The following is a 13662-nucleotide window of genomic DNA, read 5'->3' as shown; positions in this document are numbered from 1 at the left end:
CGGCTGGCATGGTGGCGGCTGGCATGGTGGATACTATGGCGGCGGTGGTTGGGGACCTGGAGTTGTTATTGGTACTCCTTACTATGATGATTATTATGCCCCGGCATGTCGAACAGTACGTGTGTGCAATCGCTATGGACATTGTTGGTTGCAAGAATCCTGTTATTAATATTTTTTTCGCCTATTTTTAAACTGCAAGCTTCGTCTTGCGGTTTTTCATTTTTAATGCGTTCATTGTCTCAATAAAATTAGTAGGAATAGTGCAATTAACTTGATACTATTTTTATTTTTTGAATTTAGCCTGAGCGATTATGGAAAGTACATTAGAATATGTTAAGCATTTACAATGGGGGCACATTGCTTTTGCATTAATATTACTTTTTTTTGGTTATTTTTTTGCAAAAAAAATCAGTTACTTAGTTGGGCGGTTGATCGAAAATAAGTTTTCAAAACATCATGCCATGTTATCTAGCCGTATTGTTTATTACAGTTTATTTTTACTGTTTTTAGTCTCTGCATTGCATGAAATGGGTTTTAAATTAACAATATTATTAGGTACTGCGGGTCTGTTTACGGTTGCTCTAAGTTTTGCCTCGCAAACGGCCGCGTCTAATCTTATTAGTGGTGTTTTTCTTTTATTTGAACGCCCATTTAAAGTCGGTGATGTGATTTCCATTAAAGATATTAAAGGAACGGTAGAAACGATTGATTGGTTATCTACCAAAATTAAAACCAGTGATAATCGTCTAATTCGTATACCAAATGAAGGGTTAATCAAATCTGAAATTACCAATTTAAGTATTTACCCTCAAAAACGCGATGAAATCATCTTGCGTATTGATGCTGCACATAATCTAGCGAATATTAAAATCTTATTGAAAGATATTTGTGATGAGTGTATTCATATTTTACCTAAACCCAGTACTAAAATTTTATTATCGCAAATGATCGACAGTGGTGGTGTGGAGTTGCAATTATTGTATTGGTCAAAAAGTGACTTGGCTGTCGTAAGAGATGAAGTACTGACTGCAATTAAGACAACTTTTGAACGCGAGCGAATTACTTTTGTACCTGAGCGTACAGCAAATCAGCTAATCCGCAAAGAAAAACCAGTTAACATGTTGAGTTCAATAGATTTGTAGATTTAATACAATCTTTTAACTGATTGTCTCACCATTGATATAAATGCAGAATTAACACTCTACGATTTAGCAGAGCGCTTGCGGGTTTATCTGACTCAGTGCTATGTTGAATACTGAGGACTCTAAGTGGAGGTTGAAATGGACTCAATCGTTGAAATAGACTCAATTATCGAAGTAATTGGTTATGTTGCCTCAGTCTTAGTTTTTGCCACGTTTTATGTTAAAAAAATTTTAACATTGCGCCTTATCGCAATTAGCTCCAATGTTGCATTTATTCTTTATGCGCTTGGCAGTGAGTTGCATCCCGTCTTCCTTCTGCATTCGCTATTACTGCCATTAAACTTATATCGTATTTTTGAAATAAAAAGAAATACGAATAATTTGCTTAATGACAGTAATATTGATGTGGAAACGGTAAATTAGTTTGCTGGTATCTAGAACCTAGTGAGCGCTCTTCCAAAGAGAGCGCTCACTAGGTTCTAGATCATTGGGGGTTGTTGCTATTTTCATTATCTTGGTCGAAATGTATCAATTGATTCTAGTTACGCGCTGCACTCAAATTCGATTGTTTAGCAAGATTTTAACATGCCACAGTGAGTTATCACCTTAATCATCGTTTAAGTGCAATTTTTGGTTGTAAATCACGGTTTCCCCAGTTTCTGGTGCTTTGAAATCCTTGTCAGTTAATCCATGCGCTATCAGGCGGCGTTTCAGCTCAATCACGGGATCATTTATTTTTTCAAGCGCGAGACGAAACGTTTGATGGTGCGTTGCCAGACTTAGATTGCTTTGTAAATCCAGGCTTGCTAAAACGGCTTCATCTGGATTCATGTGCTGATCTTTCATAAACCAGCGCGGTTCATAAGAACCAATAGGCAGAATGCTAAGGTCCGGGGCACCTAATTTTTCATGAATTAATTTAAAATGTGGGCCATAGCCTGAATCACCTGAAAAATAGATTTTAAGTTTTGCAAATTGAATCCAAAAACCGCCCCAAAGTGAGGTGTTGGCATCATTAAAAGTACGCATAGACCAATGTTGGGAAGGAACTAGAGTAATCGCATGGTTGTCATTGGCTTTATGTGTTTGCCACCAATCCAACTCGACTACCTTGGGAAAATATTTTTCTTTTAAATATTTGCGATTGCCTAAGGGAACAATAAACAGTGGATGAAACATGTTTTCTAATTTTTTAAGGGCGACGATGTCCATGTGATCATAATGATTATGACTAATCAACACGACATTAATTGGCGGTAATTCATGTAATTCGATGCCTGGTTTGCGTACGCGTTTAGGACCTAATAAGGATAGAGGGCCGGCTCTTTTTGCAAAGACTGGATCGGTCAAAATATTCATATCTTGTATCTGAATTAGATGACTTGCATGATTTACATAAGTGACATACACCTCATCTGCTTCTAGCTTGGTCGCTAATCTAGGTGTTGCTTTATTTTCAACAAAAACAGGCCATGGATTTTTTCCGCGACGTTCACGCAGCATTTTCCATACCTGTTTTATGCTTTTTTTGCTATTTATTCCCGGATTAAAAAAATGGGATCCATTACAATGGTCCGATACCGGATAAGTTGGTGCAGATGTATTTTTTTGTTTTGGCATAGTATTGTCGTTAGTGAGTATAACCTAGTTTGGTTTTTCCACAGAGTATAGTCTATCTTTTATTAATGCAAAAATAAGTAAGGACGACGCAACGGAATTTAGACAACTTGGGAATTCAGGATTTAAAGTACCTGCACTGAGTTTTGGCACGGCTACTTTTGGTGGGGGTAATCAATTTTTTAAAACGTGGGGCAGCACGGATATTAATGAAGCCAAACGCCCTGTCGCTATTTGTTTGGATGCTGGCGTTAATTGTTTCGATAGTGCCGATGTTTATTCTGACGGGCTTGCAGAAGAAATTTTTAGGCGATAGATGTTCTCGCTAAGCGAGGCATCTTTTAACCCATTTTTTTGTTTGATTGCGGTAAATGAGCAAGTGTTTATAATACAAGTTTTTTTATATTCTGGGATCGATTGATGGGGATAAAGTATTTTGTCTTAGGTATATTTTTAGTTGCGGCAACAGTGATTACTTGTCAATTTATCCCTGATAAAGTCTGTACTCCCCATGAACGAGAAATCGCGCTAACGATAGATGATTTGCCTATAGCGCAGGACTTTTTTACAAAAATTGTTCAGACTTTAGCTGAGCATAAGGCTCCTGCAATTGGTTTTGTTATTGCTGAACGCATTAATTCTGACTCGATGCAGCATATGAATGAATTTTTAAATGCAGGATTTCTGATTGGTAGCCACAGTTATTCTCATCTGAGTTTGAAAAAAACAACAGCTGAATTATATATTGCCGATCTTGAACGTGCGGATAAAATTCTGTCACCATTAATGACTAGCAATAAATATTTTCGTTATCCCTACCTAACTGAAGGAAAATGGAGAACCAAACAAAAAGTCTTGGATTATTTGACTGCGAATCACTATACCGTTGCCCCAGTGACTATTGATAGTAGAGACTTTGAGTTTAACAAAGAATTTATTGAGAATAGCGAGCACAATAATCCTGACGTTATGCGTCAATTCAAGCAATGTTACGTAAATTTTGTTTGGGAACAGACTAAAAAAGCAGAACAAAGCCAGCGTTGTAATGTCACCAAACAAATAATTTTATTGCATGCTAATGTATTAAATTCTTTGTTTTTGGGCGATCTTTTGCAAATGTATGAAGAACATGGTTATCATTTTATAACGCTTAGTGAGGCTTTACAGACGAAGAGTGAAATGGGCCAGTAAATTTATTATTTAACAAGTTCGGGATAAGAAATCAAAACGGCGCTAGGTGCGATAAGCGCTTATTTAGGCATCGCATTTTATTCATTGTTAAAACATTGAGGTGGCTTGATTTTCCCTATAACTGGTAAGGTGAGCTGTACCATGCCGCATTTATCCGTTCGATAAAAGGGAATTTTTAAGGCATTCAGGCTGGCTAAGGTTTTAGCATGTGGAAAACGAAAGCGATTATCAAAACCTAAAGATGCAATGGCATACTGCGGGGCGATTTCTAATAAAAAGCGATAAGAGGATGAGGTTTTACTGCCATGATGTGGGACGATTAATACCTCAGAGGACAGAGCAGAACCATAGGTTCTGACTAGATAATCTTCTGCTTCTTTTTCAATGTCACCGGTTAATATAATGCGCCCGGCATTTGTACTGATTTGTAAAATGCAGGAGCTGTTATTTTTGTCTTTAAACTTCATCTTAATAGGTAAGAAGCGAAAATGTACCTCATCCCATTGCCATTCAGGATATTCATGGCATTTTAAACCATGTTTGTAATAACGCGGCTCATTGACCAAGAGTTGTCTTACCGGTATGGCCGCTTCAATGGAATTAAGGCCACCGCGATGATCTTTATCGGGATGACTGATAACGATCGTATCTACTTTTTTTATACCCAGTTTTTTAAAATAAGGCAAAATTACCATCGTGCCCAGATCACTGCCTTGGAAAAATTGATCCCCAGTATCATAGAGCAGTACATGATGTTCGGTGTGAATGGCAACCGCTAACCCCTGACCGACGTCTAAAACATGAACCAATGCCTCTCCAGATTGAACCAGAGTCCGCGGTGGAAAGCAGGGGAGCAGTAACCACAATAGAGCCAGCCAGCGAAAGGGGTTAATGGGCAATAAAATCCACATGAGTAAAGCCCCCATTAAGGCAAGCACTAACTCCATTGATTGAATGGACCATTCGAGATTTAGCGCCGCTAAATGCTCTGTCCAATGTAATCCATTAAATAATAAAGCAATAAACCAGGATAATGGTTTCATGAGCAGCCATGCCCAACTATAAGAACTGACGAGCATCGTTATTAATGCTAAAGGTACAATGAGAAAGCTAACCAAGGGGATTGCTAATAGATTGGCAAGAAAGCCATTGATTGAACCGTAAGAATACCAATATAGCGTTAAGGGCATTAAACCAATTAAACAACTTAATTGTAAGGCTAAGCTTCCTTTGTATCCTTTAAGTTGCCAACGTTGTTGGGTGAGTAGCAAGCAGGCTACAGCAAGAAATGAAAAATAAAATCCTTGCATAAACGCCGCATGCGGTTCTAGGCAGAGTACGCCCAATAGGGCATAACGCCACACTTGCCAAGGTGTAAAACGATGTTTGCCTAAACGACACAGCGTGTAAAAAAAGCACCCCATTAATGCGCGTTGTACAGGAGGCTCAAACCCGGCCAAAAAAGCATAAAACAAGGCGGCGAACAGTGCGCAAATACTCGCAACATAGGGCGCTGGGAAATATAAGCAACGACGCGCGCTGCGTGACCATAACCACTTGCTTAACCAATAAATTAAGCCGGATATTAAGGCAATGTGTTCTCCGGAAATGCCGAATAAATGAATGGTGCCTGTGCGGCGAAAGAGCTCCCAATCTTCTTGGCTGATATGACGGGTTAAATTTAAGGTAAGGGCTTCAACAACCCCAGCAGTGGGTTGATTGGGCGCTAATTGAGCCAGTTGATTTCCCAAACGTTCCCGCAGTGCCAGCCAAGTAAATTGGGTATGCGTGTTGTGGAGTATTTTATTGCCTTTTGCACGAATATAACCCGTCCAAAAGATGTGGCGTTTACTCAGGGACGTCACATAGTCAAAACTACCGGGATTAAGAAAATTACGTGGTTTTTTTATTTTGACGGTGAATTGCCAACGTTGTCCGGTTTTTAAATGTGGTGCTTTGTTGTACCAGGCTAATTGGAGTAGGCCTTGGGCGGGATGATGATTGTATTGTTCCAGTTCGAATAAGAATTGGGTTTTATTAGGATTGGTGAGTGGGATGGAGGCAATCGTTCCGTAGATGGTGGCTTGTTGAATCACATCCTTATTGGGAAGTCCTTTCGGTAAAATCAGCCATTGATGTATCCATGCAAGGGCGGTGCCTAAAAAGAAAAAAGAGGATGATTGGGTATTTAGGGGTGATGTAAACAATTAATAAGGCGAGTGTCGGTAAATAAAAATTTAAGGTGTATACATAGAGTATACCAATGAGGAAGCAAAAAATTTCCATTTAATTTTAGAGTCGGACTGTCCATTGAAACGAGATGGTATGGAATTAGCTCTTTTCTGTAAAGGGAAATATGATGTATTAACGCATTAAGTAGGATTCCAGCAAATATTTTGTGCTGTTCCTGATGAATCTACGGCTGTTTTTACATTTGCCTGATCCACTGTAAAGTGGACACACGTAGTATCTTCCATCTGACTTCCTACCGCTGTGGCCGTTAGCGTATAAGCTGTTGCGCCTAAATTAGTTAACGTAATTTGATAATAGCCTTGTGGTGATTTTTGCGGGAATGTAGGTAAGGAGCCACATACTTGATTATATGAAAAATTTTGTGCGTAGCAGCGTTCTAGCGTAATTTGGTCTTGGGCTAAGGTTGCTAAGGCATCAGTGCGATGCGATTTTAAAATGAAGCTGACATAGGTTGGATAGGCTATAGCCGCTAAGATGCCAATAATTGCCATAACAATCATTACTTCAACCAAGGTGAAGCCCGATATTCTTTTTTGAGACATAGTGCGATCCTTATTGCAGCTGCCACCAGCCAATTTTTCTTGGGGTGCTATTAGGATTTAGGATAGCAGATTGGCTACCATTAGATTGGGTAATCAGTAAAACAATATTATTTCCCTGGTTAGGACCGAGCAATGTTGCCGCATTAGCAAAGCTATTTGATAATTGAATCCCGACTAGATTAGGGTACGAATAGTTATTATTTAGCGTTCCATTGGCATTAACACCACCCATTTGCTGATTGGGGAATGCGCCTCCAGTCAAAAAATTCAGCTCCAAAAGCATCGATGTGAAGCTGTCTGAACATGTATTTAACGGAGGGGTATTTAAGGTGCTGATAAAGGCGCCATTATTAATGGTGGGATTGGTGACCACACGTTGGCCTAAAACTACCAAATCATCATACCAACCGTATTGGCTACGCCAGTTGAGCGGCGTGGATGAGGCGGTAAGGATTGGGGTGGATAAGCCTGAGGTGGTTGTTGATACCGTATTCAATGTTTGTTGTTGTAAATTAGTGCGCGTATAGGTAACACTGGATTGAGGCACATCCAATATGCCATAAATTGTTTGGGTCTGTGTCGTAAGGAGAGCACTGGTCTGTAGTAATTGTCCAGTACCAAATATCACAAATAAACCGGGTACGCGTGGATATCCTGGATTGAGCGTTACCACGGGAGGGGTTGTAATTGGCTGTGGATTGCCACTTGAATCAGTGGCTTGAAATAACAAGCGGACGCTCCAATTGCTTGGATTAACATCCGTCACATTTACCGACCATAAATTGCCCCGCGGTAAGCATTAGGCCACTTGTACTTTGCACCGTGAAAGAATTGCTACCGGTATCAATAGCCGTTATTCCTGCAGGAAAACTGCCAGGTGATGCGCCAAGCACAACTAAAACATCACTGCTGTTTTCAACACTTCCTACCAAGGTTGGATCCAATGAGGGGGCCAATCAGTAGCATTGGGGTCATTTGCGCTGTTATCCTGCGCGCAGGCGATTATTCATGAGCATTGTGCTTAATGCCGGGATGGCTAAGACGAGAATGGTACACAGCACCATGAGCGTGACTAATAGTTCAATTAAGGTGAATGCTGCTTTGTGAGTGAAGCATGACGTCAAAATTTTGTCCCTTTTTATCCAATGAGTCCATTTTTTTACAATCAATAACCTTTGAGGTTATTGATTGTAAATTTGCAGGTTAATCAACATATTAGCAGAATAATTTTCTAAGTCGTAGCAGCTTGTTTTTTAACGGGGTTTTTGTTGGAATGAGTGGATGGTTTTTATCTTTATGAGTCTCCTTTCCGTTTAGATTTCTCGCCTCATAACGCACAATTTTAGTATCGGCATCTTGTTTGCTTAATCTCTTTATCAGCTCTTGGTCATGGCTAAAACTATGCACCCAGTTTTTGATGCGTGCTACGGACCATCTATGTTTGCATATCATTTTGCCTTGGCTATCAAATTCTTTGACGACCAGGATTCTCGGTAGTCTAAAGGGTAATGTTTTTTCGTTGACAATAAGGATTGCTAAAAATAAACGGAGTGAATGAAATGAGGGATGAAAGTCACCACTGTGGTGGTTGATACTTTTGAGCCGGGTATAGGAGGAATTTTTAAATTTCATAGTTCCTGCCGTAGCGCAGTATGCGCTGTCTAGGGCGTCTCCTGTCATTTGATAATGCTTTGGAGCCGGCATCCACGGGCGAGTTTCTCTGGCAAACCAGGCGTTTCCTGATTTATCGACGAGAAAGCGTAAAAAAGGATCTTTTATTTCGCTACGCTTTGCTGCTAATAATTTTTCCAGGGTAAACAGAGACTCAATGGCATAAGTGCCGGCTCCATGTTGGACGGCTATATTGCCAGCAGAAAAACTATGGCTCATATCCGGAGGGGCTGAGAAAAACTCTTTATCTAGTTTGGCGCGACCGATCATAAATGTAATTTATTGATGATTATAATTTGACCTAAGCTTATCATGAGTCAGGCTAAGTATACCAAAATTTTATTTATAATTGAGGGAGTTGGGTGAATTCATATGAAGGAAAAAATCCCTTATCTCATTGCTGGGAGAAGGAATTTTTCGGTTTTAACTTGACACTTCTAGGCTGAAAAGCCCAGTCGATAGCAATTATTTTTTAACAGTAGTTCTTTTAAACGGTTTATTTCCCATTTTTTTCGCATCTACGGAAGGTTTTCTCGAGCGCGGCGCGCTTCGTTTAACTTGCGTTGGTAGTGCTGAACTTGGCAGACGGTGATGGGGTTCAAAATCTTCAATTTCAATGCGCTCTAATTTACGTTTAATTAGTTTTTCAATGGCTTGCAATTGTCCCACCTCATCCGCACAGACCAATGATATCGCAGATCCTGAGGCGCCCGCACGGCCGGTACGGCCAATACGATGCACGTAATCTTCGGCAACCTGCGGTAGATCATAGTTCACGACACAAGGCAGTTGATCAATATCAATTCCACGTGCGGCGATGTCCGTTGCAACCAGAATGTGTAATTCGCCTGATTTAAAATCGGCTAAAACCTTGGTGCGTTGTGATTGTGATTTATTACCATGGATTGCGGCAGCATAGATATGCTCTTCAGCTAATTGTTGTACCAACTTATTCGCACCATGTTTGGTTTTAGAAAATACCAACGTTTGCCCCCATTTATTTTTATGAATTAAATGGCTAAGTAAGGCATGTTTACGATTTTTATCGACTGGATGCACGGTTTGTTTGACCGCAATCGCCGTGGTATTACGCGGTGCTACATCAATTTCAACTGGTTTATTAAGTAAGCCTTTAGCCAGCGTACGAATGGCTTCTGAGAAGGTTGCAGAAAACAATAGATTTTGTCGCTCTTTCGGTAATAAATTAATAATTCGTTTAATATCATGAATAAAACCCATGTCCAACATCCGATCTGCTTCGTCTAAAACCAATGTGTTCACATCGCTAAATTGAATCGCGCGTTGTTGGTATAAATCCATTAAGCGTCCAGGAGTGGCCACTAAAATCTCGACACCACCACGTAACTTCATCATTTGTGGACTAATTTTTACGCCGCCAAAAACCACTGCAGAGCGCAGAGACAAGTGTTTTCCATACTGTCTAATGCTTTCATGTACTTGAGCTGCTAATTCACGGGTTGGGGTCAGGATGAGTACTTTTGTGTGGTTGCTTTTCGCACGCGGTTGATTATGAAGTCTTTGTAAAATAGGCAATACAAAGCTAGCAGTTTTACCTGTTCCTGTTTGTGCTGATGCTAAAAGATCATTTCCGCGTAAAATGGTCGGAATGGATTGTGCTTGAATAGGTGAGGGTTCATTATAGCCTGATTCACTAACGGCACGTAGTAGAGGTTCGATTAAACCTAAAGATGTAAAACTCATGGTGTTTCCTTAATAGTAGGCCATAATGGCAAATAGAACCCTAGCTTAAGATAGTTGTTATCAAGCTATGTTCTAGTATTTTACTGCTCAATGTGATTTATTTTGATGCAATTGTATCATAACTTAATGAGTAGAGGCTAAATTATTTCGCTATTCCTTAATCCCAATCGATAAACGCGTCAATATCGGCATCGTTTTCAGAATGGGGTTGTGGCTGTGGATGAAGCTGAGGTTTTGAACAACGCACTGGGTATTTGAATGTTTTTAACGCATCGTTCAAACTGACAAAGGTGTAGCCATTGTCCTTATATAAATTAATAAGATCAGGCAATACATAGGCATTTAGCAAGTTGGCATGAATTAACAAAATTTGCGCTTGTTGTGTATTGTGATGATACTGATTATGCGCTTCTGCATTCTTGGTTTGTTGCCAGATAAAATCGAGATAAAATGGTTTTAGTTCCTCAAGATAAGCGCGTCGCTTCATTTCAGGAACCGCTAATAAGCGCTGATTAAAAACAAAATCTTTGGAATCTACTGTAACCGGTGCTATGCGATAATTCTTCTTGGCAAGAAAACAAAGTATATCTTCTTTCTTTTTTCCAGAACTCATTGATAAATAGGGATAACGAAAATATTTAGGCTTGGTTAATACGGACTCCAGAATAGCATCTGCCCCCTGAATTTCATGCTTGTATGCTTGGCTATTTAGTGTACTTAAATTGGCATGGGTTAAGGTGTGATTGCCCAATGCAAAACCCGCATCGCGAAATTTGCGTAACATTTCCCAATTATCTTTACGAACTTCGCTGGCAATAATAAACCCTGTTGCTGGTACTTGTTGCTTGGTCATCGTTTCAATCATCATATTTAAATGAAAATTGCGGTATTCACCAACAAAGGGTAAATCATCTATAGTGATGGAGATTAGTTTTTGCGGGGCTAAATGGGGCGCGGAGAACGCAAAATTCATATTTAAGACAACAACTAAAGGCACTAAAAATCGCGCTATGTTTTTAATAATTAATTCAATTTTCATTAGAACAAGGTACGGCTGTATTAGAGAAAAGAGGCATTGTAGCAAAAATTAAGCTAAATGGCTTATATGTCGTGCTCTTGTTGCTAAAATTAAGCGAATTAAGTAGCTGCATAATGCAGCTACTTAGTCAGAATGGCCAGGCAATTTGTTTGCCGTGATGGTTACAGGCCAATATTAGTATTACTACTAGTAGCTTGTTCTTGTGGAACTCTTTCCTGATCTACTGATTCGTGAGCTACTGCTACTGTTTTATCTTTCTTGGCACCGCCACTAAATATTCCATTCAAAGACGATAAAGAGGGCATCCAGGATTTACTGGATGCTTGCGGATCTTTAGCCAATGCTTTTTCTGCTTCGGCAGCCTGTTTTAGCTCTTCAAAAATTAGTTTCGATGCGGCAACACGTTTGTCACTGATCATTTGTTGAAATAAATTCAAAACTGTTTTTAAGTCAAAATTGTCAATGCTTGCAAAGGGGTGTTTGGCACGTATTGCTTTACCGACGCCATGCTGCTCGTTGGGTATTTGCGCTATAGTCGCATAACGAATGTATTGATTTGCTGCGTGCAGCAATGCTTCAACATCTTGTGGTATTGCGGTTTCAATGTGAAGCAACTTACCTAACTCATTGTAAACAAGTGAATTATACGTATATTCTAATTTAATCTGTTGATGCACCAAGTGCATTGCTCCGGCAAGAACAGCTATTTTTTCTTTCTCATCTATGTTTGTTGTTTTAAGTTGTTTGCATAATGTTTCAAGGAAATTAAGTTGTGCTGCACGTACAGGATCTAATTTCTTAATTGTTGCTACATTTTTATCAGCTAATTCATCCGCAATTAATGTATCAAGAGCCTCAGTTAATTTCGCCCAATTTGGGAAAACTGCTAACGCTGTTTCTGGCGTCTGTTTGCTATAGGGTCTAACTGTTGGAGATTTTTCCGTTACGGCAAGTGCCTTAATGACTTCAATCTGTGCTTCTTTTTCTAATGTATAACTCTTTTCTAGCAATTCTTTTAATTTTTCTAGCGCTATCGCTGAAAAAATATGGTCTTTTTTAATGCCATTGCGTGAATCGCCATTTGCAAATAGTGCGCGTTGCATGTAGATGTTTGCTGCTACATGAGCGCTCGCAAAATCTTGGACTGTTGGTTTATCTTTAGGCTCATCGATCCCCACTGCATCAGCTAAGCGGCTAGCCAGTTTTCCACTAAGATCAGTTGCGTGTCGTCTTGCAACAAGCATGATTCCATGATACGCCAAGAGGTAATCGTTCTGGATTGATGAGGCTGCTTTTTTGCCCGAGGCGCTACTGTTTACTTTGGCGGATTTTTCGTTAATTTGTGCTATTATATCGTTAAGCGCCGTAACGAGCATTAATAGTTCAGAGCGTCTTGGTTCGTGAAGCTCGTCAATAGTATCCTTCTTGTTATGCTTTAACATAATATCGACTGTTCTATCTAAATGAGCTTTTAATTCAATGAATTCCTTTAATTTAAACGTCATGTTTGGCTCCCATTTTCCAAAAGAAAGTTAACGTAAGTTCGTCTTACAGCATCCAGTGTAAACCAAACTAAACTACGAGTCATGTATTTTCATTACACACTATAAATGTTTAAAAAAAAGATAGATAATTCATTATGTTAGCATGTTGTATTGGTGGTTTTTTTTTGTGTTTTAGTGGAAAGAAATATGAAAAAAATTGTATTAATTTGAAGAACAGGTAATATTCTTCATCATTTTAAATGGTAAGAACATCTTTTTCGTCCGTTTGGTTAAGGTGTGGCGCAAATTGAACGAGGTCTGTTTTGGATATAGAAAACGATAAACTATTGCCCCGGAAATTTTTTAACAATGCCTTATTTGCATTGCTTTTCTTGTTGGTATGTCGCGTTATCTCGATGTGTTTTATTCCTCTTAATGATGTTTCTGAAGCACGTTATGGTGAAATTGCGCGTAAAATGTTGGAAACGGGGAATTGGGTCACTTTACTCCATGATTATGGTGTGCCTTTTTGGGCAAAACCGCCATTATCTACCTGGCTATCGGCGGCATCGATGATGTTTTTGGGGGTGAATGAATTTGCGGTTCGTTTACCTGGATTGTTATTATCAATAGGGGTGTTATGGCTTATTTGGGATTTGGCTAAAAAACACAGTGGCAATGTGGTGGCAACCTTAGCTACTTTAGTTCTTGCAGGGACTTTATATTTTTTCCTTGATGCCGGAACGGTGATGACAGATCCCTCTTTAATTTTCTGCACCACCTTAGTTCTGGTTTCGTTTTGGCATGCCATCGTTGGTGGAAATAAGTATTGGTCCTATGTTTTTTTTATTGGTTTAGGTTTGGGGTTATTGGCAAAAGGGCCGGTTGCCACTGTTTTAGCGGGAATGCCTATCTTTTGTTGGGTATTGCTGCGCAATCAATGGCGTAATTTATGGCAGCGCTTGCCGTGGATAAAAGGCATCCTGATTATGCTGGCAATT

Annotated in this window: 14 protein-coding genes and 1 pseudogene; 5 read left to right on the top strand and 10 right to left on the bottom strand. The window is 39.5% G+C overall.

The features are described 5' to 3' along the window. The first annotated feature begins 311 nt into the window (after nucleotides 1-311). Both LDG_RS10360 and LDG_RS10355 read left to right on the top strand, forming a co-directional pair. Nucleotides 312-1142, top strand: coding sequence for a mechanosensitive ion channel family protein (locus LDG_RS10360; protein ID WP_006871295.1), 831 nt, complete (start codon nucleotides 312-314; stop codon nucleotides 1140-1142). A gap of 138 nt (nucleotides 1143-1280) precedes the next feature. Continuing rightward, the gene (locus tag LDG_RS10355; RefSeq protein WP_006871294.1) at nucleotides 1281-1565 is read left to right on the top strand and encodes a hypothetical protein; all 285 of its coding nucleotides are present in this window, start codon (nucleotides 1281-1283) and stop codon (nucleotides 1563-1565) included. 183 nt (nucleotides 1566-1748) lie between these two features. On the opposite strand, the gene LDG_RS10350 is transcribed toward LDG_RS10355, so the two are convergent. Next, nucleotides 1749-2762, bottom strand: a complete 1014-nt coding sequence (locus LDG_RS10350; protein WP_006871293.1) for an MBL fold metallo-hydrolase — start codon at nucleotides 2760-2762, stop codon at nucleotides 1749-1751. A 61-nt stretch (nucleotides 2763-2823) separates the two neighbouring features. Here LDG_RS10350 and LDG_RS19015 point away from each other — a divergent pair, with 61 nt between their 5' ends. After that, the gene (locus LDG_RS19015; protein ID WP_324602962.1) at nucleotides 2824-3075 is read left to right on the top strand and encodes an aldo/keto reductase; all 252 of its coding nucleotides are present in this window, start codon (nucleotides 2824-2826) and stop codon (nucleotides 3073-3075) included. 104 nt (nucleotides 3076-3179) lie between these two features. After that, nucleotides 3180-3950 (top strand): polysaccharide deacetylase family protein, encoded by a 771-nt coding sequence (locus tag LDG_RS10345; RefSeq protein WP_006871291.1) that lies wholly within the window; start codon nucleotides 3180-3182, stop codon nucleotides 3948-3950. Nucleotides 3951-4027: 77 nt separating this feature from the next. Here the strand turns inward: LDG_RS10345 and LDG_RS10340 are convergent, their stop codons facing one another. The 9 genes and pseudogenes from LDG_RS10340 to LDG_RS10305 form a co-directional block, all read right to left on the bottom strand. Further along, nucleotides 4028-6157: a DNA internalization-related competence protein ComEC/Rec2 gene (locus tag LDG_RS10340; RefSeq protein WP_006871290.1), complete on the bottom strand. Its 2130-nt coding sequence runs from the start codon at nucleotides 6155-6157 to the stop codon at nucleotides 4028-4030. 165 nt (nucleotides 6158-6322) lie between these two features. After that, nucleotides 6323-6745, bottom strand: a complete 423-nt coding sequence (locus tag LDG_RS10335) for a type IV pilin protein (RefSeq protein WP_006871289.1) — start codon at nucleotides 6743-6745, stop codon at nucleotides 6323-6325. 10 nt (nucleotides 6746-6755) lie between these two features. Beyond that, complete coding sequence (locus LDG_RS10330) at nucleotides 6756-7511, bottom strand: PilC/PilY family type IV pilus protein (protein WP_083821422.1); 756 nt, start codon at nucleotides 7509-7511, stop codon at nucleotides 6756-6758. Then, nucleotides 7498-7689 carry a hypothetical protein gene (locus LDG_RS10325; protein WP_233491483.1) on the bottom strand — a complete coding sequence of 64 codons (192 nt, stop codon included), beginning with the start codon at nucleotides 7687-7689 and terminating at the stop codon, nucleotides 7498-7500. The genes LDG_RS10330 and LDG_RS10325 overlap by 14 nt, the downstream gene beginning before the upstream one ends. 51 nt (nucleotides 7690-7740) lie before the next feature. Then, a pseudogene (locus tag LDG_RS19355) lies at nucleotides 7741-7869 on the bottom strand (pilus assembly FimT family protein); the annotation flags it as partial. 91 nt (nucleotides 7870-7960) lie between these two features. Next, entirely contained in the window at nucleotides 7961-8686 is a 726-nt protein-coding gene (locus LDG_RS10320) for a hypothetical protein (protein WP_006871285.1), read from the bottom strand. Between the two features lie 195 nt (nucleotides 8687-8881). Next, a complete protein-coding gene (locus LDG_RS10315) occupies nucleotides 8882-10138 on the bottom strand; it encodes a DEAD/DEAH box helicase (protein ID WP_006871284.1) in 1257 nt (418 codons plus the stop codon). Between the two features lie 157 nt (nucleotides 10139-10295). Beyond that, nucleotides 10296-11177 carry a polysaccharide deacetylase family protein gene (locus LDG_RS10310; protein WP_006871283.1) on the bottom strand — a complete coding sequence of 294 codons (882 nt, stop codon included), beginning with the start codon at nucleotides 11175-11177 and terminating at the stop codon, nucleotides 10296-10298. A 161-nt stretch (nucleotides 11178-11338) separates the two neighbouring features. Continuing rightward, nucleotides 11339-12682 (bottom strand): hypothetical protein, encoded by a 1344-nt coding sequence (locus tag LDG_RS10305; protein WP_006871282.1) that lies wholly within the window; start codon nucleotides 12680-12682, stop codon nucleotides 11339-11341. A gap of 302 nt (nucleotides 12683-12984) precedes the next feature. Between LDG_RS10305 and LDG_RS10300 the strand changes: the two genes are divergently transcribed. Then, on the top strand, nucleotides 12985-13662 hold a 678-nt coding region (locus LDG_RS10300), incomplete at its 3' end, for an ArnT family glycosyltransferase (protein ID WP_040535378.1).

This window comes from Legionella drancourtii LLAP12 (genome assembly GCF_000162755.2).
In the GTDB taxonomy this organism is placed as follows: Bacteria; Pseudomonadota; Gammaproteobacteria; order Legionellales; family Legionellaceae; genus Legionella; species Legionella drancourtii.
This window is presented reverse-complemented; position numbering and strand designations above follow the sequence as displayed.

Excerpts from the sequence above, each read along its gene's own strand:
- LDG_RS10360 (WP_006871295.1), top strand. The coding sequence starts at position 312 with ATGGAAAGTACATTAGAATATGTTAAGCATTTACAATGGGGGCACATT.
- LDG_RS10355 (WP_006871294.1), top strand. The coding sequence starts at position 1,281 with ATGGACTCAATCGTTGAAATAGACTCAATTATCGAAGTAATTGGTTAT.
- LDG_RS10350 (WP_006871293.1), bottom strand. The coding sequence starts at position 2,762 with ATGCCAAAACAAAAAAATACATCTGCACCAACTTATCCGGTATCGGAC.
- LDG_RS10345 (WP_006871291.1), top strand. The coding sequence starts at position 3,180 with ATGGGGATAAAGTATTTTGTCTTAGGTATATTTTTAGTTGCGGCAACA.
- LDG_RS10335 (WP_006871289.1), bottom strand. The coding sequence starts at position 6,745 with ATGTCTCAAAAAAGAATATCGGGCTTCACCTTGGTTGAAGTAATGATT.
- LDG_RS10320 (WP_006871285.1), bottom strand. The coding sequence starts at position 8,686 with ATGATCGGTCGCGCCAAACTAGATAAAGAGTTTTTCTCAGCCCCTCCG.
- LDG_RS10315 (WP_006871284.1), bottom strand. The coding sequence starts at position 10,138 with ATGAGTTTTACATCTTTAGGTTTAATCGAACCTCTACTACGTGCCGTT.
- LDG_RS10310 (WP_006871283.1), bottom strand. The coding sequence starts at position 11,177 with ATGAAAATTGAATTAATTATTAAAAACATAGCGCGATTTTTAGTGCCT.
- LDG_RS10305 (WP_006871282.1), bottom strand. The coding sequence starts at position 12,682 with ATGACGTTTAAATTAAAGGAATTCATTGAATTAAAAGCTCATTTAGAT.